Origin of the sequence: Micromonospora sp. NPDC051141, from assembly GCF_044455765.1 — a bacterium.
Taxonomy (GTDB): Bacteria; Actinomycetota; Actinomycetes; order Mycobacteriales; family Micromonosporaceae; genus Micromonospora.
This window is the reverse complement of sequence record NZ_JBITFD010000020.1, coordinates 100,062-119,556: the sequence shown is the minus strand read 5'-3', so window position 1 is coordinate 119,556 and position 19,495 is coordinate 100,062. Positions and strand designations below refer to the sequence as shown.

At 77.3% G+C, this 19,495-nt stretch carries 6 protein-coding genes; 1 reads left to right on the top strand and 5 read right to left on the bottom strand.

Annotated features, from left to right (window positions below):
* Window positions 1-28: 28 nt before the first annotated feature.
* The gene (locus tag ACIA6B_RS29605) at window positions 29-2,344 is read left to right on the top strand and encodes a lantibiotic dehydratase (protein ID WP_396778353.1); all 2,316 of its coding nucleotides are present in this window, start codon (window positions 29-31) and stop codon (window positions 2,342-2,344) included.
* Here the strand turns inward: ACIA6B_RS29605 and ACIA6B_RS29600 are convergent.
* Genes ACIA6B_RS29600 through ACIA6B_RS29580 form a run of 5 tightly spaced genes read right to left on the bottom strand, consistent with a single transcriptional unit; the run spans window position 2,312 to window position 19,458 of the window.
* Window positions 2,312-7,645 (bottom strand): amino acid adenylation domain-containing protein, encoded by a 5,334-nt coding sequence (locus ACIA6B_RS29600; protein WP_396778351.1) that lies wholly within the window; start codon window positions 7,643-7,645, stop codon window positions 2,312-2,314. The genes ACIA6B_RS29605 and ACIA6B_RS29600 overlap by 33 nt on opposite strands.
* A complete protein-coding gene (locus ACIA6B_RS29595) occupies window positions 7,642-12,003 on the bottom strand; it encodes an SDR family NAD(P)-dependent oxidoreductase (protein WP_396778349.1) in 4,362 nt (1,453 codons plus the stop codon). The genes ACIA6B_RS29600 and ACIA6B_RS29595 overlap by 4 nt, the downstream gene beginning before the upstream one ends.
* A complete protein-coding gene (locus ACIA6B_RS29590) occupies window positions 12,000-14,303 on the bottom strand; it encodes a lantibiotic dehydratase (protein WP_396778347.1) in 2,304 nt (767 codons plus the stop codon). Before ACIA6B_RS29590 ends, ACIA6B_RS29595 begins: the two co-directional genes overlap by 4 nt.
* Window positions 14,300-17,803 (bottom strand): amino acid adenylation domain-containing protein, encoded by a 3,504-nt coding sequence (locus ACIA6B_RS29585; RefSeq protein WP_396778345.1) that lies wholly within the window; start codon window positions 17,801-17,803, stop codon window positions 14,300-14,302. Before ACIA6B_RS29585 ends, ACIA6B_RS29590 begins: the two co-directional genes overlap by 4 nt.
* On the bottom strand, window positions 17,800-19,458 hold the full coding sequence (locus ACIA6B_RS29580) for a beta-ketoacyl synthase N-terminal-like domain-containing protein (protein ID WP_396778343.1): 1,659 nt from the start codon (window positions 19,456-19,458) through the stop codon (window positions 17,800-17,802). The genes ACIA6B_RS29585 and ACIA6B_RS29580 overlap by 4 nt, the downstream gene beginning before the upstream one ends.
* Window positions 19,459-19,495 lie beyond the last annotated feature (37 nt).

Sequence of the window (19,495 nt, the reverse complement as noted above, 5' to 3'; positions counted from 1 at the left end):
GGATCCCGTCGATGCCTACCATTGCCGGGTGCCCCGAGAGCATCTCACGCCCCTGACCGGAACCCCGTGGCACGTCTGGCGGTCCGCGCTGCTGCGCTCGGCCGGCTTCCCGGTCGCCGGGATGCGCCGGTTCGCCGCGCCCGCGCTCGCCGCCGTCGCCGACGCCCACCTCGCCGGGGCCTGCGACGAGGCCACGTTCGACGCCGCGTTCGACGACGCCGCCGCCGAGCTGGGCCGGGCGGTCCACGACGTCGCCGGGGACGACGCGTTCCGCACGGCGCTCACCTGGCAGAACCCGGCGGTGCTGGTGGCCGTCGACGCGATCCGGCGGGACGGCCCGCACGCCCCGCGCAACCTGCGCCGGCGCCACCGCGAGGAGGTGGTGGCGAAGTACTGGCAGCGCTACTGCCTCAAGAACGACACGGTCGGCTTCTTCGGCCCGATCTGCTGGACCGAGCTGGGCGGCCCGGGTCCGGTCGCCACCGTACGGCCGGGTCCGGCCCTGACCCGCGACCGCCGGGTCTTCCTGGAACGGTGGGGACTGGACGCGCTCGGCGCGGCGTTCGCCCGCGCGGCCGGCGCCCGCGACTGGCTGCCGGTGCGCCTGTCGCCGGAGTTGACGCTGCGCGAGCGGGTGCTGCGGCACCCGCACCGCGCGCCGCAGGCGCTGCCGGCGGGGACGGCCGCGCTGCTGGCGCTGGCCCGGCGGCGACCACGGGTCGGGGACCTCGTCGCCGGGCTCCTCGCGGACCCGGCCAGCGGTTTCCGGCGTGCCGCCGACGTGCACGCGCAGCTCGACGCGCTCGCCGGCAGCGGCGTGCTGCGGATCGGCTTCGACCTGCCGGTCGACCTCACCGCCGAGGACGCGCTGCGCGACCAGCTCGCCGCGATCGGCGACGACGCGCTGCGCGCCCGGCTGCTCGGCGAGCTGGCCGACATCGGCGCGCTGCGCGACGCGGTGGCCGCCGCCGACGACCCCGACGCGCTGGCCACGGCGATGTCCACGCTGGAGCGCCGGTTCGTCGAGCTGACCGGCCGGCCCGCGCGGCACCAGCCCGGGGAGGTGTACGCCGGGCGCACCCTGTGCCACCTGGAGACCGTACGCGACCTCGACATCCGTTTCGGCGACGCGCTGCTGCGCCGGCTCGCCCCGCTGGAGCCGCTGCTGCTGTCGGCGCGGTGGCTGACGGCGGCGATCGGCGACGCGTACGCCGACGCGCTGGCCGCCCTGCACCGCGACCTGTCGGCCGACGCGGGAAGCCCGGACGTGCCCCTGGCCGACCTGTGGTTCCACGCCCAGGCGGTGGTGTTCGGGGCGGACCCGCCCAGCGCCGCCGTCACCGCCGACTTCCTGGCCCGCTGGGCGACCGTGCTCGGGCTGGCCGACGCCGACCCCGACGCCCGCGAGTTGCGCTTCGACGCCGCCGAGCTGACCGCGCGGGTCGCCGCCGCGTTCCCCGCCTCCGCGCCCGGCTGGGCCGCCGCCCGGATCCACAGCCCGGACGTGCACCTGTGCGCCCCGGACGAGGCGGCGCTGCGGCGCGGCGACGTCACCGTCGTGCTCGGCGAGCTGCACGTGGCCCTGGCCGCGTTCGACACGCACTTCTTCGCCCACGGCCACCCGGATCCGCAGCGGCTGCGCGACGCCATGCGCGCCGACCTGCCCGGGGGCCGGGTGCGGCTGCTGGCCCCGGTGGACTGGCCCCGGCACACCGCCCGCATCGCGGAGTGGCTGCACGGGCCGGCCGACGCGCAGCTCGGCTTCACCGGCGCCCCCGGCGCCGACCCGGCCCGTCTCGTGCCGATCACCGACCTCACGGTCCGCCCCGGTGAAGACGGCGGCCTGCGGGCGTACGCCGGGGACGGGCGGCAGTGGCCGCTGCTGGAGGTGTTCGCGCCGCTCGTCGACCACCAGGTGTTCGACACGTGGAAGCTGGCCGGGAACGCCGGGCACACGCCCCGGGTCACCGTCGACGATCTGGTGCTGGTGCGGGAGACCTGGCGCACCACGGTCGGCGCGACCGGGCTGCACACGGTGAAGGGCGAGCGGGCGCGCTACCTCGCGGTGCGGCGCTGGCGGCGCGCGCTCGGCCTGCCCGAGCAGGTCTTCGTCCGGGTCGACACCGAACTCAAGCCCACCTTCGTGGACCTGACCAGCGGCGTCTACACCCGGCTGCTGTGCACGCTGCTGCGCGGCGCGCACGAGCGGGGCGGGGACCGGGTCGGGCTGACCGTCACGGAGCTGCTGCCCGGTCCCGGCGACGCCTGGCTGACCGACGCGGCCGGCCGGGCGTACGCCTCGGAGCTGCGGCTACAGATCGTCGACCCGGCGCAGCCGCGGTAGCCACTCGGTCGCGTCCGCCGGGGCGTCCGGGGTCTCGGTGTCGAAGTGGCGCAGCCGGCGCAGCCCGTAGGCGCCCAGCGCCACCACGGCCAACGCCAGGCCGGACACCACGAACGCGAATCCGAGCCCCCGACCGGGACCGGTCCCGATCAGCGCGCCGACGCTGCCGGCCAGGGCGCCGCCCGGGGCGAACATCGGTTCGAGCACGGCGCCGCTCAGCGGCACCAGCACCGCGAAGCCCAGCGGCAACGTCGCCCAGGTCAGCGTCTGGATGATCGCCAGCACCCGGCCGTGGAACCGCTGCGGCACCTTCACCTGGATGAGCGACAGGTAGATGCCGTTGTGCAGGCCCAGACCGAGGCCCACGCCGAAGCTGCCGAGCGCGATCAGCGGCAGGTTCGGGCGTACGCCGCTGAGCACCAGGCTGATCGCGACCCCGAACGCGATGGCGATCAGCGCGGGCATCCGGCGTCGGCTCGGTCCACCCCAGACCGCGACCGCCAGCCCGCCCAGGACCGCGCCCAGCGCCTCGGCGAACGCCACGGTGCCGACCTGGCCCATGGTGCCGAACGCCAGCACCATCGGCGGCACCAGCAGCAGGCTGGCCAGGCAGAGGTTGTAGAGCGAGAAGAAGCCGAGCATGGCCCGGAAGCCCGGCTCCGCCCACGCCATCCGCGCCCCGCCGACCAGTTCGGCCAGGAACGGCTCCTTGCGGCGGCGGCCGAGCAGCCGGGGGAAGCGCACCACCGCGAGCACGCCGATGGCGACCGTGTAACTCACCATGTCGATCACCAGCACCCCGGTCAGGCCGACGGCCGCGAGCAGGCCCGCCGCCAGCAGCGGCACCGCCAGCGAGCTGAGCCCGACGGCGAGCTGGGCGATGCCGTTGGCGTGGCCCAGGTAGCGCTTCGGCACGACCTGCGGGATCGCGGCCAGGTAGGTGATGCGTTGGAACACCGACGCCGCGCCGAGCACGCAGACCAGTATGTAGACGGCGGCCAGCCCCAGCCGGTCGGTCCACAGCAGCGTGGCCAGCAGCGCCTCCGCCGTCACCGCGACCGCGCAGGCGGCGATCAGCACCCGGCGTCTGTCGAACCGGTCCGCGACGGTGCCGGCGACCGGCAGCGCCACCAGCGCCGGCAGGTAGGCGATCACCCCGGACAGGCCGAACCACAGCATCGACCCGGTGCTCAGGTAGACCCAGACCGGCACCGCCCACTGGGTCAACGCCGAGCCGGTGGCCGAGACGAGCTGGCTCGCGGTGAGCGCCAGGAACCGGCGTACGCCGGGTTGCACCCCGGCCTCGACGGCGGCCGGGTCGGCGCTGGTCGCGGCGAGTTCCCAGCCGTCACCGGCGACCGGAGCGGTCGCGGTGCCCGGCGCGGCCAGGCCCGGGTGGGTGAGCACCTCGGCGAGCGCCCGGGCCCGCTGTTTGACGAAGTAGTGCCCGGCCTGGTCGAGCACCACAAGCGCGGTGGAACCGCCGAGGAAGTCCCACTCGCGGTAGCGCTCCTCGTAGTACTCGGTGAGCACGTCGTGGGTGCCCACGACGGAGATCACCGGCGCGGGGACCCGGACCGGCTCGGCGTCCAGCCAGGCGGTGAACCGCTCCTGCGCCTCGGCCGCCTCGCGCCGCACGTGGTGGACGAACCGGTCGACCTGGGCCGGGTCCAGGTCGGCCAGCTCGGCGCCGATCGACCGCAGGAACGTCTCGTAGCGCCGGTCCGCGCCCCGCGAGTCGACCCAGTCGACCAGCCGGCCGAGCATGTTGTCCGGCCGGGCGGTGGGGAACACGCCACCGGCGTAGATCGCCTCGATCGGCCGGCCCCGCTCGTGCAGCCGCCGGGCGATGCCGGTCAGCAGCGCGCCGCCGACGCAGTGGCCGTAGAGGACCAGCGGGCCGTCCACCCGGTCCTCGATCTCGGCCACGCACCGCTCGACCAGCTCGTCGAAGGGCAGCTCGGTGTCGTCGACCCCGACGTCGTGCCCGGGGACGGCCAGCGAGTAGAGCGTGTGCCCGGCCGGCAGCTCGTCGGCGAGCGGCTGGTAGATGCTGGCCAGCCCGCCGCCGTAGGGCACGCACACGTAGGACCGCACCCGCCGCTCCGCCGGCACCGGCCGGGTCAGCTCGTAGAGCAGCGGACGGCGGCGGTCGTCGGCCGGGCCGTCGATCAGCGCGGCCAGCCCCGCCACGGTGGGGTGCTGGAACAGGTCCATCACGCCGACGTCGACCGGCCCGTACGCCGCGCGCAGCGTGGCCAGCATCCGGATCGCCAGCAGCGAGTGCCCGCCGAGGGCGAAGAAGTCGTCGTCGAGGCCGACGTCGGCGACCCCGAGCGCGTCCTGCCAGGCGGCGGCGACGGCCCGTTCGACAGGGGTGACCGGTGGGCGGTGCGCCGCGTCGCCGCCGTCGGGCACCGGGTCGGGCAGCGCGGCGGTGTCCAGTTTCCCGTTGGCGGACAACGGCAGCGCGTCAAGCGGCACGAACGCCGACGGCACCATGTAGTCCGGCAACCGCCGCCGCAGCGCCTCCCGCAGCGCCGCCGGGTCCACCGCCCCGGCGCCCGCCGCCGGTGTCACGTACGCGACCAGGCGCTGACCGGCGGGGGTGGCGCCGCGGACCGCGACGGCGGCGGCGCCGACGCCCGGCTGCTCGCGCAGCACCGCGGCGATCTCCCCCGGCTCGATCCGCAGCCCCCGCAGCTTCACCTGGTCGTCGAGGCGACCGAGGTACTCCAGCGTCCCGTCGGCCCGCCAGCGGGCCCGGTCGCCGGTGGCGTAGAGCCGCCCGCCGGCCGGGCCGAACGGGTCGGGGCGGAACGCGTCGGCGGTGAGCCCGGGCCGGCGCAGGTAGCCCCGGGCCACCTGCACCCCGCCGAGGTGGAGCTGCCCGGCCACCCCGACCGGCACCGGCCGCATGGCCCGGTCGAGCACGTGGGCGCGCACGTTGCGGATCGGCGCGCCGATCGGCACCCGGGTGACGGCGGCCAGCGCGGCGGGCGTGGCCGCCCAGGCGGTCACGTCGATCGCCGCCTCGGTGGGCCCGTAGAGGTTGTGCAGCGCCGCCGTCGGGAGCGCGGCCACGGCCCGGCGGGCAAGGTCCAGTGGCAGTTCCTCGCCGCTGCACACGATCCGCCGCAGCGAGCCGCACCGGGCCAGGTCGGCGGCGTCGGCGGTGGCCAGGAACGCGTCCAGCATCGACGGCACGAAGTGGACGGTGGTGATCCGCTCGCGGGCGATCAGCTCCCGCAGGTACGCCGGGTCGCGGTGCCCGCCCGGCGCGGCCAGCACCAGCCGCGCGCCCACCACGAGCGGCCAGAACACCTCCCACACCGACACGTCGAACCCGATCGGCGTCTTGTGCAGCACCGCGTCGTCCGGCCCCAACGCGAAGGCGTCCTGCATCCAGTCCAGCCGGTTGACCACGCCGGCGTGCGCGTTGACCACGCCCTTCGGCCGCCCGGTGGACCCGGAGGTGTAGATCACGTAGGCCGCGTTACCCGGCCCGGCCCGGCCCGGCACCGGTCCCGGCCGGTCCGGACCGCCCACCGGCACCGGCCGGTCCGGACCGGTCAACGGCAGCACCACGCCCGCGCCGGCGAGGCCGGTCGGCACCTCGTCGGCGAGCAGCACCTCCGCGCCGGCGTCGGCCAGCATGAACGCCAGCCGCTCCGGGGGATGGTCCGGGTCCAGCGGCAGGTACGCCGCGCCGGCCCGGTGGACGCCGAGCAGCCCGGCGACGAGCCGGCCGGAGCGGGGCTCGTGGACGGCGACGACCGACTCGGGCCCCACCCCGTGGGCGGTCAGCCGCCGGGCCACCCGGTCGGCGGCGGCGGACAACTCGGCGTAGGTCAGCCGGGTGTCGCCGTCGACCAGCGCCACCGCGTCCGGCGTGCGCCGGACCTGGGCGTCGAACAACTCGGCCAGGGTGCTCCGGCGCACCGGGGCGCCGGTGTCGTTCCAGCCGGTCACCACGCGGTCCCGTTCGGCGTCCGGCATGATCGGCAGCGCGCCCACCCGGGTCTGCGGCGACGCGACGGCGGCGGCGAGCAGCAGCAGGTAGCGGTCCGCGAACGCGGCCATGCCGGCCGGCTCGAACAGCGCGGTGTCGTACTCCAGCCGCAGCTCGTCGCCGGCGATCTCCAGCGACAGGTCGTCCATCGCGCCGCCGAACGCCGCGCCGCGCCCGGTCGGCAGGTGGTGGAACGTCACCTGGTAGAGCGGCGGCAGGCCGGGGTCGCGGCGCACCGCCAGGTCCTCGACCAGCTTCTGGAACGGCATGTCCTGGTGGTCCCACGCGTCGAGCACCACCCGGCGGACCCGGCGGACCAGCGTCCGGAACGGCGGATCGCCGGAGACGTCGACGCGCAGCACCAGCATGTTCATGAACATGCCGAGCAGCGGTTCCAGCTCGGCGCGGTCCCGGCCGGCCACCGGCATGCCGACCACGACGTCGTCGCTGCCCGACAGCCGGTGCAGCAGCGCCACGAACGCGGCGAGCTGCACCATGAACGGGGTGGCGGCGGTCTGCCGGGACAGCTCGGGCAACGCCTCCGCCACGCCGTCGGGCAGGGCGCGGCGCACGTCGGCGCCGTGGAACGCACGCGTCGACGGGCGCGGGCGGTCGGTGGTCAACCCGTGCACGGCGGGCAGGCCGGCCAACGTCTCCCGCCAGTACGCGCGCAGCTCGCCCCGGCGGGGGCCGTCGAGCCGGTCGCGTTCCCAGGCCGCGTAGTCGGCGTACTGGACGGGCAGATCGGGCAGGTCCGGCGCGCGGCCCGCCACCGCGGCGGCGCACAGTTCGGTCAGCTCCGCGCGCAGGTTGAGCAGCGACGTGCCGTCGAGGATCACGTGGTGGCCGGCGAAGAGCAGCCACCAGGTGTCCGCGTCGAGCCGCAGCAGCCGCGCCCGCCACAGCGGCAGGCCGTCCATCGGCAGGTCGAGGCGGGCGTACTCGGCGACGATCCCGACGCGGGCCCGCTCCCGCTCCGACGGCGGCAGCCCGGACAGGTCGGTCACCGGCAGCTCCACCGGCACGGTCGGGTGGATGTCCTGCCGGAGTTCGCCGTCCACCAGGCACAGCGTGGTGCGCAGCGCCTCGTGCCGTTCGGTGACCGTCCGCAGCGCGGCGAGCGCCTGCTCCGGGCCCGCCCCGGCCGGCAGGGTGACCGCGTCGGTCATCGTGAACAGCGGCTGCCCCGGGCTGAGCTGAGCGGTGAACCAGACCCGCTCCTGGGCGTACGAGGCGGCGGCGCGGTACACGCCGTCGACCGGGGCGAGGTCCGGCGGCGACTCGGTCACGCCGGCCGTCCCGGCCGGCGCAGGCGCGGGATCGGTGCCTCCGCCGCCGCCGGCGGCGTGGCGCGCAGCGCCTCGATCCGGGCGGCCATCGCGGCGACCGTCGGCGCGTCGAACAGCACCCGCATGGACAGCCGGGCGCCGACGGCCTGACGGATGCGCAGCACCAGGTGCGCCGCCACCAACGAGGTGCCGCCGAGTCGGAAGAAGTCGTCGTACGGACCGACCTCGGCGACGCCCAGGACGTCGCGGAAGATCCCGGCGACGGTGGCGGTCAGGTCGCCGTCGACGGCGGTCGCGGTGGCGGTGGTCGCGGCGGTGACCGAGGCGAGCCGCCGCTCGTGGCCGGCGACCGCGGCCACGGTGTACGCGCCGATCGCGACCGAACCGGCGCGGCCCCCGGCGAGGACCCGCCGCGCCGCCGCCGTCGCCGCCGCGGCGGGCAGCCCGTCGTGGTCGGGCACGCCCTCCTCCCGCCACGCGCCCCAGGCCAGCGCCACCACCCGGGCCGGCCAGCCGTGCGGGGCGCGGGCGTACGCGTCGAGGAACGCGTTGGCCGCCGTGTCGTCGACCCGGCCCAGGCCACCGGCGAGCGCGGTCACCGAGGCGCTGAGCACCACGAAGTCCAACGGCAGGTCACCGAAGACCTCGCGCAGCACCAGCGCGCCGGTGAGCTTCGGCCGTAGCTCCGCGGTGGCCTCCGCCAGCCGGGATCCGGCGGCCGGGCCGGTGTCCGGCCGCCGCGCGGCGTGGACGATGCCGTCGAGACCGCCGAGGTCGCGCAGCACCTCGGCGCGGACCGCCCGCATCGCGTCCGGGTCGGCCACGTCGGCGGTGAGGTGCCGCACCCGGGCGCCCGCCCGCTCCAGCGCCGCGATCCGGTCGGCCGGCGGTGCCGTGGCGCGGCTCACCAGCACCAGCCGCACGCCGGGCCGGGCCAGCTCGGCGGCGAACGCGCCGCCGACCTGGCCGGAGCCGCCCGTGATCAGATACCGTCCGCCGTCGCGGACGACCGACCCGGAACCGGCCCGACCGCCGGCCGGCACCGCCGCGAACTCGCGCAGCCAGCGACGCCCACCGAGCCGCAGCGCGACCACCTCGGCCCGGTCGACGCCGAGCAGCTCGTCGGCCAGCGGGTCGACGGCGGGTTCGCCGGGGTCGGCGTCGACCCAGTGGGCGCGCAGCCGGGGACGTTCCAGCGGCGCCGAACGCACCACCCCGGCGACCGTCGCGTGTTCCGGGCGCAGCAGGTCGGCACCGGTCACGTCGGCCACCCCGGCGGTCACCACGTCCAGCTCCACGTCGGTGTCCGGCAGCGCCTCCAGCAGCGTCAGCAGGGCGAGGTAGCCGTGGTCCTGGGCCGCCGACACGGCCGCCACGTCGGAGTCGGCCGGGTCCCCGTCGAGCGGCCAGGCGTGCACGACCCGGCCGGCGCGCTCGTCGTCGGCGCACTCGTCGAGCAGCCGGCGGTGGTCGGCGACGCTTGTCGGCCGCACCTGGTAGCCGTCCGGGCGGACCGCGAAGGCCGGCCCGGGGCGGACCACCGTGACGTCGACGCCGCGTTCCCGCAGCCGCTCCGCCAGCGCCGTGCCCCGCCGGCCCGAGGCGAACAGCAGCAGCGCGGCCGGCGGCTCGGCGAGCGCCGCGGCGGGCAGCTCGCGCCAGAGGGGAACCTCGACGACGCCGTCGTCGTGGCGGCGGTCGGCGGCCGGCGCGGCGGGCGCCACGGCCGCCGGCGCCGGGTCGATCCAGTGCCGGGTCCGCTGGTACGGGTAGCCGGGCAGGGACACCCGACGCGGCCGGCCGGGCGTGGGCAGGTGGACCGGCACGCCGGCGGTCCACAACCGGCCGGCCGCCTCAAGGGCGGTCTGCCGGTCGGTCAGCCGCTCCCCCGGCGCGGGCAGCGTGCGCAGCGGCGCGCGGGCCCCCGCCGGCAGGCTGAGCCGGGCCAGCCCGGCGAGCTGGCGGCCGGGGCCGCACTCCAGCAGCAGCCACCCGTCGGGCGGGCCGGTCGCCGCGAGGGCCGCCACCGTGGCCCCGAAGCGCACCGGCCGGCACAGTTGCTCCGCCCAGTACGCCGGGTCGGTGAGCTGCGCGGCGGTGAACGGCGCGGCGGTCGCCGCCGACCACACCGGACTCTCCGGCGCCCGGCGCGGCACCGCCGCCACCAGCGCCGCGAACTCGTCGCGCACCGGTTCCAGCAGCGGCACGTGCATCGCGTACGGCGTGCGCAGCGGCGTGCAGCCGATGCCGCGCTCGCGCAGCGTGTCGGCGAACGCGGTCACCGGCTCCGGCGCGCCGGCCAGCACGCAGGTCTGCGGCCCGTTGCTGATCGCCACCGCGACGCCGGCCGGCAGCAGCGGCGTGATCTCGTCGGCGCCGCGCTGCACGGCGAGCATCCGGCCCTCCGGCGCGGCCCGGACCAGCCGGCCCCGGGCGGCGGCGAGGCGCACCGCGTCGGGCAGGTCGAAGACCCCGGCGACGGTGGCCGCCACCAGTTCGCCGATGGAGTGGCCGAGCATCGCGGCGGGCGTGACGCCCCAGTGCCGCCACAGCGTCGCCAGCGCGTACCCGACCGTGAACAGCGCGGGTTGCCGCACCTCCGGCTCGGCCAGTCGCTCGTCGGCGTCGGGGCCCGCCCCGACGAGCAGTTCGTGCGGGTCCCGGCCGAGGACCCGGGCGCACTCCTCGACGGCGGCGGCGAAGACCGGCTCGGTCGCGGCCAGGTGCGCGCCCATGCCCGGGTGCGCCGAGTCCTGGCCGGAGAAGAGCAGACCCACCCGGGGCGGGTGCGCCGCGTCCCCGTCGCCCCGGCGTCGCCTGTCGGCCAGGGCAGCCGCCGTCCGGGCCCGGTCCACCGCGACCACCGCGGCCCGGTGCCGGTACGCCGGCCGACCCTCCCGCAGCGTGTACGCCACGTCCCGCAGCTCCAGCTCCGGCCGGTCGGTGAGGTGGGCGGCCAGCCCGGCGCACGCCGCCGCCAGCGCGGCCGGGGTCGCGGCGGACACCTGGAGCAGCTCCCCGCCGCCGTCGTCCGGTTCGGTGGGGGCGATCGGTGGGGCCTCCTGGAGCACCAGGTGCGCGTTGGTGCCGCCGAGGCCGAGCGAGCTGACGCCGGCCCGCAACGGGCGCTGCTCCGCCGGCTCCCACTTGGTCAGCGTCGACACCACGTAGAACGGGCTCGCCGCGAAGTCGATCTCCGGGTGGGGCCGGTCGTGGTTGATGCTGGGCGGGATCAGCCGGTGCCGCATCGACAGCACGGTCTTGATCAGGCCGACCACGCCGCCGGCCGCGCTGAGATGACCGATGTTGGCCTTCGTCGAGCCGACCCCGCACCAGCCCCGCTCGGCGGCGCGCCGCCCGTACGCCGCGGTCAGCGCCGCGATCTCGATCGAGTCGCCCAGGACCGTGCCGGTGCCGTGCGCCTCCACGTAGCTGACCGAGCGCGGGTCCACCCCGGCCACCGCGAGGGCCTGCACGGCGACCTCCACCTGGCCGGTGACGCTGGGCGCGGTGAAGCCGGCCTTGGTCGCGCCGTCGTTGTTGACCGCGTTGCCGATGATCAGCGCCCGGATGTCGTCCCCGTCGGCCCGCGCGTCGGACAGCCGCTTGAGCACGACCACCCCGACACCGCTGCCGTAGACGGTGCCGTCGGCGCGGGCGTCGAACGGGCGGCAGTGCCCGTCGGCGGAGGTGTAGCCCTCGTCCGCGACGTACCCGACGGCGTGCGGCAGCTCCACGCAGACGCCGCCCGCGAGCGCCGTGTCGCACTCGCCGTTGCGCAGCGCCTCGCTGGCCAGGTGCACCGCGACCAGCGACGACGAGCAGGCGGTCTGCACGGTCATCGCCGGGCCGCGCAGACCGAGCCGGAACGACACGGTGCTGGCCAGGTAGTCCGGCTTGTTGCCCAACGACACCCGCAGCTCACCGGCGTCGGCCAGCGCGCGCGGGTTCCGCCGGACGTTGAGCCACTGGTAGAGATCGGCGTTGCCGCCCGCGTACACGCCGATCTCGCCGTCGTAGCGGGCCGGGTCGCAGCCGGCATCGGTCAGCGCGGCGTGCGCGTGCTCCAGGAACAGCCGCTGCTGCGGGTCGGCCAGCTCCGCGTCGCGCGGGCTCATCCCGAACAGGCCGGCGTCGAACTGGTCGACCTGGTCGAGCACGGCGGCCACCGGCACGTACGCCGGATCGTCGAGTTCGTCGGCGGCGACGCCCCGGGCCAGCAGTTCCGCGCGGCTGAACCGGGTGAACGACTCGGCGCCGTCGACCAGGTTGCGCCAGAACCGCTCCGCCGAGTCCGCGCCCGGCACGCGCAGGCTGAGCCCGACGATCGCGATCGGCTCCACTGTCTCGTTCGTCACGGCATGACCTCCGGCTCGGCGGCATCGCGGATGTGCAGGCGCAGCTCGCTGACGTAGTGGCGGCCCCGGCCGTCGGGCAACCACGCCTGCGCCGGCGTGGGCAGCAACTCGGTCACCGTCACCGGCACGTCCACGCCGCCCGCCCGTCGGGCCGCCCGCAGCATCAGGCAGAGCCGGTTGGCGTAGAGCGGGCTGGTCAGGTCGACGTACTCGGGTTTCAGCTCGGTGGCCACCCGGACGAAGACCCGCTCCGGCAGGCCCAGCGCGGCCCGCCACCGGCGTACCGCGAGGTAGCGGCGCGCCGGGTCGACGGCGTCGGTCAGGCCGGTCGCCCCGACGGTGGCGCGCCACGTCTCCCGGGCCAGCACCAGCCGGTCCACGGTGACCCGGGGGCTGTGCGGGCGGTCGCTGATGAGTTTGAACGCGTCGCCGGCGTGCACCGCGATCAGGTCGGAGAACACCTCGACCAGCGGCCAGCGGGTGCCGTCCGGGCCGGTCGCCACCAGCACGCCGGCCACCTCGGAGACCACCGCGGCGTTCGCCGGCACCAGCCGGTCCCGGCCCGCGCCGGGGGCGTCGGCGAACGCGAGCCGGTGGTCGTCCGGGCCGAACAGGGACGCCGACAGCCGGCCGCCGACCCGGGGGAAGTCGACCGGGTAGACCGGACGCAGCCGCGCCGGGCCCAGGTCCGCCGCGTACGCCCGGCGCAGCCGCGCCAGATCGGGATGGCAGTGGGTGAACAGCTCGGCGTTGAACGTCGGGTACGCGGCGTGCAGCTCGCCGAGCACCGCGACGAACTCGGCGTCGGGTGACGCCGCGACGAGCTGGAGGTCCGGGCTGTGGATCCGGCCCGCGCTCCAGCCGGGTCGGGCGGCCGGGAACTCCGCGGCGACCCGGGGCGCCAGCTCGGCCGCGTCGACCGTCAGCCGCGCGGTGCCGGCGGGCAGCTCGGCGAGCCGGAGCACCCGTTCCCAGCGGGCGGCGAACTCGCGGGCGACCCGGTCGGCGGGCCGGTCACCGGGACCGAACAACGGCCCCTGGGCGACGAACCACAGGTCCCCGAGCCGGACCGGCCCGTCCCCGCTCAGGTCGTCGTGGAGGTCACGCAGCGCGTCGCCGTACGCCGTGGCCAGCTCGGCGGTGAGCCAGCGCGCGGCCCGCAACGGCAGGTCCAGCGCCGGGGCGAGGGCGTCGAGCAGATCCTGGCCGACGGTGAACTCGACGTCGCGGACGGTCTCCTCGTGGCACAGCGCCCGCCCGGCGTAGTTCTGCCCGGCCCGGCGGCGCGGCGGCCGGCCGGTCAGTCCGGTGAACTCGGTGTCCAGGGCGGCCAGCGCGGCGGCCAGCGCGGCGGGGTCACCGGCGGCGTCGGCGACGCGGTCGCGGGCGGCGGCGAGCCGGTCCAGTCCGGCGCGGGCCGGCTCCCGGGCCGCCGGGTCGCCGACGGCGTCGATGCGCTCGCGCAGGCCCGCCTCCGCGGCGAACCCCGGCGGCAGGTCGAAGTCCCAGCGCAGCAGCCCCCGCTCGGCCAGGTGGGTGAGGAGCAGGAACCCCTCCTCGGGCCGGCGCACGCCGGCCTGTTCGTCGCGAACCAGGTCGTCGACGATCTCCCGGGCGGGGCGGCGCCCGTCGCAGCGGGCCAGCGCGATCGACTCGGTCAGCGACACCGGGACGGGACGCTGGGCGGGCCGGTGCACGACCCGCCCGTCCAGGTGGGCGTGCGGCGCCAGCCTGGGGGCCAGCCACGACCGCAGCAGCGGGTCCGCCACCAGCCGGTCGGCGTACGCGGACAGCGCCCAGTGTTCCAGGTGGACGACGCGCCGGCGGAGCAGGCCGGGGCCGGGCCGGGCGGTGACGGCAGCCGGTCCCGGCGCCACGACGCCCCAGCACACCGGGCCGAAGAAGCCGATGGTCTCGCACTTGGCGACGTAGCGCTGCCAGTAGCCGGCGACGACGTTCTCCCGGCCCCGGCGGCGGACGTTGCGTGGCCCGTCCGGGCCGTCGCGGACCAGCCCGTCCAGCGCCACCAGCACGTCCGGGTTCTGCCAGGTGACGGCCTCGCGGAACAGCGGGTCGGCGGCGATCCCGCACACCGCCGCCGACGCCGCCCGGGTGGCGTCGGCGTACGCGGCCGGGAACGCGGCGTCGTCCACCTGGCCGGCGAGGTGCCGGTCGGCGGTGGCGGCGCACTCCGGGGCGGCGAAGCGGTCCAGGCCGTCGGCCGGGAACCCGGCGCCGCGCAGCAGCGCGTCCCGCCAGACCGACCAGCCGGTGTCACCGAGGGGCACCAGGTGCGTCATGCCGGATCACCCGCCCCGGCCGGCCCGTCGGCGGTCCGGCGCAGCACCCGCTGGCGGCGCACCGCGCCCCGGCGGGCGGCCCGTTCCACCGCCGCGTCCTCGGCGCTGTCGCCGGGCGACCCGGCTGCGGCGTGGCCGTTGTCCAGGTGCGCGGCGAGCGCGCGGACGGTCGGGTGGTGGAACAGGTCCACCACCCGCAGGTCGGTGCCGAGCAGCCGGTTGAGCTGCCGCTGCACCACGGCGACGGCCAGCGAGCCGCCGCCGACGTCGAAGAAGCTGTCCGTGGCGGCCACCTCGGGCACGCCGAGCACGTCGCACCAGACCGACGCGATCCGCCGTTCGGTGACGGTGGCCGGGCGGGCGGCGGTCGCCCCCGGCCGGCTCGTGGCGCGGGTGACCGGCGCGGCCCGGGGCACCTCGTCCGGGCTCCCGGCGGGAATGGCCGTCCAGGCGGGCAGCTCGGCGACCGGCCGCCCGGGATCGGCGGCCCCGGCGCGCAGCATCCGCTCCACGTCGCCCAGCACGGCCGCCATCAGGTCGCCGCCGTAGACGTCGGGGTTGAACACGATCTCCACCCGGAGCTGCCCGTCCCGGGTCACGCCGTACAGGGTGAGGTCGAACGGGGACCCGGGCGCGGCCACCGGCACCGGCTCGCTGCTCAGCCCGGCCAGCTCCAGTTTCGGCTCGTCGAACGTGTACATGTTGAACAGCACCTGCACCAGCGGGCTGCGGTCCAGCAGGCCGCCCAGGCCGAACCCGCCGACGACGCGTTCCACCGGCGCCTCCGGGTGGGCGAGCGCGGCGAGCAACTCGGCCCAGGCGGCGCGGACGTGCGCGGCGAAGCCGGCCTCCGGGGGCGGGCGCAGCCGCAGCGGCGCGATCTCGATGAAGAACCCCACCATCGGCGCGAAGTCGGCCGCGCGCCGGTCCACGGTCGGGGTGCCGACGAGCAGGTCGGGCAGGCCGGTGCGGCGGGCCAGGACCAGCGCGAACGCGGCCAGCACGGCGGCGGCCGGGGTCGCGCCGAGCCCGGCGGCGAGGTCGGTCAGGGCGGTGGTGGCGGCCCGGTCCAGCCGGGTGCCGACCGTCGCGCTGGCGTAGGTCTGCTCGGCCGGCCGCTGCCGTCCCCCGGGCAGCTCCACCACCACGGGCGCGCCGTTCAGGTGCGCCAGCCACCAGTCCAGGTCGGACGCGGCGCGACGCCGGGAGCGCTCCTCCCGCCACGCGACGTAGTCGCCGTAGGTGGCGGCCAGCGGCGGCAGCGGCGGCCCCTGCCCGAGCGCGGCGCGGTAGGCGGTGGCCAGGTCGGCGTGGAACAGCGACTGGGACCAGCCGTCGAACACGGCGTGGTGGGCGTAGACGGCCAGCACGTGCTCGTCGACACCGGTCCGGATCAGCTCGGCCCGCCACAGCGTGTCGGTGGCCAGTGCGAACGGCCTCGCCGCGCCGGCCGCGAGGTAGGTGGCGAGGTCCGTGCCCGGCGGGAGGTCGCGGACCGGCAGCGGCACCGGCGCGGGCGGGTCGACCACGGCGTACGGGACGCCGTCGGTGTCGGGGATGCGCCACCGCAGGATCTGCTGGCGGTCCGCGACGGCGGTCAGCGCGGTGGCGAGGGCCGCGACGTCGAGTCCGCCGGTGAGCCGTTCGGCGAAGGCGACGTTGTAGGCGGACGCGGCGGCCGGGAAGTAGCGGTCGAGGAACCACAGCCGGCGCTGGGCCGGGGACAGCGCCGGCGGGCGACCCCGGACGGCGGCGGCCGGGCCGGTCCCGGCGGCGGCGTCGACGCGGGCGGCGATGCCGCGCAGCGTCCGCCCGAGCAGCACGTCCTCGACCGCGACGTCCCGGCCCAGCCGCTCCCGCAGGTCGGCGACGAGCCGCATCGCGGCGATCGAGTGTCCGCCGTGGTGGAAGAAGTCGGCGTCGCGGTCGACGGCCGGCGCGTCCAGCAACGCCGACCAGGCCCGCGCGACGAGGCGTTCGGTGTCGGTCGCCGGCGCCTCACCGGTCGGCGCCGGCTCCGGCGCGGCGGCGGTGAGCGCGGCCAGCCGGTCGACGTCGATCTTGCCGTTGATGGTGACCGGCAGCGCGGGCATGGTGTGCATCCGCGCCGGCACGGCCGCCGCCGGCAGCAGCCGCGCGCAGTGGGCGCGCAGCTCGGCCACGTCCAGGCGGGTCGCCACGTACGCGACGAGTTCCGGCCCGCCGGGGCCGCCGCCCGCCTGGACGCTGGCCAGGTCGACGTCGGGGTGGCGGCGCAGCACCGCCTCCACCTCGCCCAACTCGATGCGCTGCCCACGGATCTTGACCTGCCGGTCGGCCCGGCCGAGGAACTCCAGGTTCCCGTCCGGCAGCCGGCGGGCCAGGTCGCCGGTGCGGTAGAGGCGCTGCCCGGGCCGGTCGGTGAACGGGTCCGGGACGAACCGCTCGGCGGTGCGCGCGGCGTCGAACAGGTAGCCCCGGCCGAGGCCGGGCCCGCCGGCCAGCACCTCACCGATCTCGCCGGGGCCGACCTCGCGGAACCGGTCGTCGACGAGGTGGATGCGGTGGTTGGCGGCCGGCCGGCCGATCGGGATGGGCCGGGTCCACACGCCGCTGCCCTCGAACCAGGTCACCAGCACGGTCGCCTCGGTCGGGCCGTAGACGCTGACGAACCGCCGGCCGCCCTCGGTCCACCGGCCGACCTGCTCCGGGCCGGTCGCCTCCCCGCCGGTCATCACCAGCCGTACGCCGGGCAGCCGGGCCGGGTCCAGCAGCGGCAGGACCGGCGGTGGCAGCACCACCACGTCGACGTCCTGCTCGGCGCAGACGCGGTACAGCCGGGTCGGGTCGGCCCGCTCGGCGTCACCGGCCAGCACGACGGTGCCACCGGCGGCGAGCGGGGCGAGCAGGTCGGCCACCGACGCGTCGAACCCGATCGAGGCGAAGGCCAGGCAACGGGTCGAGGGACCGAAGCCGGAGAACTCCGCGATGCCGGTGACCGCCTCGGTCAGCGCCCGGTGCTCGATCACCGCGCCCTTGGGCCGCCCGGTCGACCCCGACGTGAACATCACGTACGCGGTGGTGGCCGGCGTGGCCGGCGTCGGCCGCCAGCGGGCCGTCGACGCGGGCACGTCCCGCACGGCGTGGTCGGCGAAGACGCCGGGCGCGACGGCCGGCGCGCCCACCACGACGCGCAGGCGGGCCTCGGCGGCCAGCTCGCGCAGTCGCGGCGCCGGCAGCGCCGGGTCGAGCGGAACGTAGCCGGCGCCGGCCGCCTGCACGCCCAGCAGCGCCACCACCAGGTCCGGGCGGCGGTCCACGCAGACGCCCACCAGGTCGTCCGGGGCGATGCCGTCCGCGCGCAGCGACGCGGCGAGGGCGGCGGCGCGGCCGACCAGGTCGGCGTAGCTCAGCGTCCGGCCGCCCTGCGTCACGGCCGGCGCGTCGGGTCGCCGGGCGGCGTGCCCGGCGACCAGGTCGGGCAGGCACGTGTCGGGATACGGCAGGTGAGGGCCGGTCATCGCGCCGCCTCGACCCAGTGCCGGGTCCGCTGGAACGGATAGCCGGGCAGCGGCACCCGCCGTCCCCGCGCCACCGGCGGGTCGCCCCCGTCGCGCCAGGACCGGGTCGCGGCGTCCTCGGCCACCGGCCGCCCCCGGGCGAACGCGGTGAGCTGCGCGACCGCCTCCGGCACGTCGGCGCAGCCGACCGCGCCCCGGTGGGGCAGCCGCCGCCGGCCCACCGCCAGCGTGTACGCCACGTCCGCGACCGCGAGGTCGCCCTCGGCCAGCCGCGCGGCCAACCGGCCGGCCATCTCCCGCAGCGCGACCGGGTCGGCCGCCGACAGGCCGAGCACCACCCGGTCGCCGTCGGCGCCGGCCGGCTCGTCCCGGTCGCCCGCGGCGGGGGCCTGCTCCACCAGCACGTGCGCGTTGGTGCCGCCGAGGCCGAACGAGCTGACCCCGGCCCGCCGCGGCCCGTCCCACGACCGGGTCCGCGCGGTCACCTCGACGCCCGCCGCGGCCAGGTCGACGTCGCGGTGCGCGCCGGTGAAGTGCGCCGTGCCCGGCACCTGCCCGGTCCGGATCGCGTACGCGGCCTTGATCAGCGAGAGCACGCCGGCGGCGGCGTCCAGGTTGCCGACGTTGCCCTTCACCGAGCCGAGCAGCAGCGGGGCCCGACTGCCCCGCCGGGCCCGGACCAGCGCCTCGACCTCGATCGCGTCACCGACCGGGGTGCCGGTGCCGTGGCCCTCCAGGTAGCCCACGTCGGCCGGGTCCCAGCCCACCGACGCCAACGCCTCCGCCAGCACCGCCGCCTGCCCGGCCACGCCCGGCACGGTGAAGCCGGGCCGGTCCGCGCCGTCGTTGTTCACCGCCCACCCGGCCAGGACGGCGTGGACGTGGTCGCCGTCGGCACGCGCGTCGGCGAGCCGTTTGAGCACCACCGCGCCCGCGCCGTTGCCGAACACCTGCCCGGTGGCCGCCGCGTCGTAGGGGCGGCACACCCCGTCGGTGGCCAGCAGGCCGCCCGGGCGCAGGCGGTAGCCGGCCTGCCGGGTCGACACCACCGCCGCGCCACCGGCGACCACCACGTCGCAGCGGTAGTCCAGCAGGCTCTGCGCGGCCTGGCAGACCGCGACAAGCGAGGTCGAGCAGGCGGTCCGGACCGCCACCGCCGGCCCGGTCAGGCCCAGCGCGAACGCGGCACGGGTCGGCAGGTAGTCGCCGTCCGCGCCGGTCAGCGCGTCGTCCCAGTCCTCGGCGAGATCCCCGGCGGCGGGCCGCAGGGCCGGGCTGCCCAGCAGGTGGTGCCGCAGGTAGCGGTTGGGGCCGCAGCCGGCGAAGACGCCGATCTGGGCCGGGTCGCGGTCGGGGTCGATGCCGGCGTCCTCCAGCGCGTGCCAGGCCACCTCCAGGAACAGCCGGTGCTGCGGGTCGAGCAGCGCCGCCGCCCCGGCCGGGTAGCCGAACAGGTCCGCGTCGAACCCCGCCAGGTCGTCGAGCCGCCCGAACACCGGCATCCAGTCGGGGTCGGTGGGCGCGCCGTCGGCGGCGGTCAGCCGGCGTACCGACGTCGTGCCGGCCAGCAGGTTGCGCCACAGGGTGACCGCGTCGTCCGCGCCGGGCACCCGGCAGGCCAGCCCCACCACCGCGATCCGGTCGTCCTCACTCACGGTGCCTGCCTTTCGTTCGCGACTGCGGGACTCCGCT

Bases quoted from the DNA above. Each gene is read 5' to 3' on its own strand.
- ACIA6B_RS29590 (WP_396778347.1), bottom strand. From the start codon at position 14,303: ATGACGCACCTGGTGCCCCTCGGTGACACCGGCTGGTCGGTCTGGCGG.
- ACIA6B_RS29585 (WP_396778345.1), bottom strand. From the start codon at position 17,803: ATGACCGGCCCTCACCTGCCGTATCCCGACACGTGCCTGCCCGACCTG.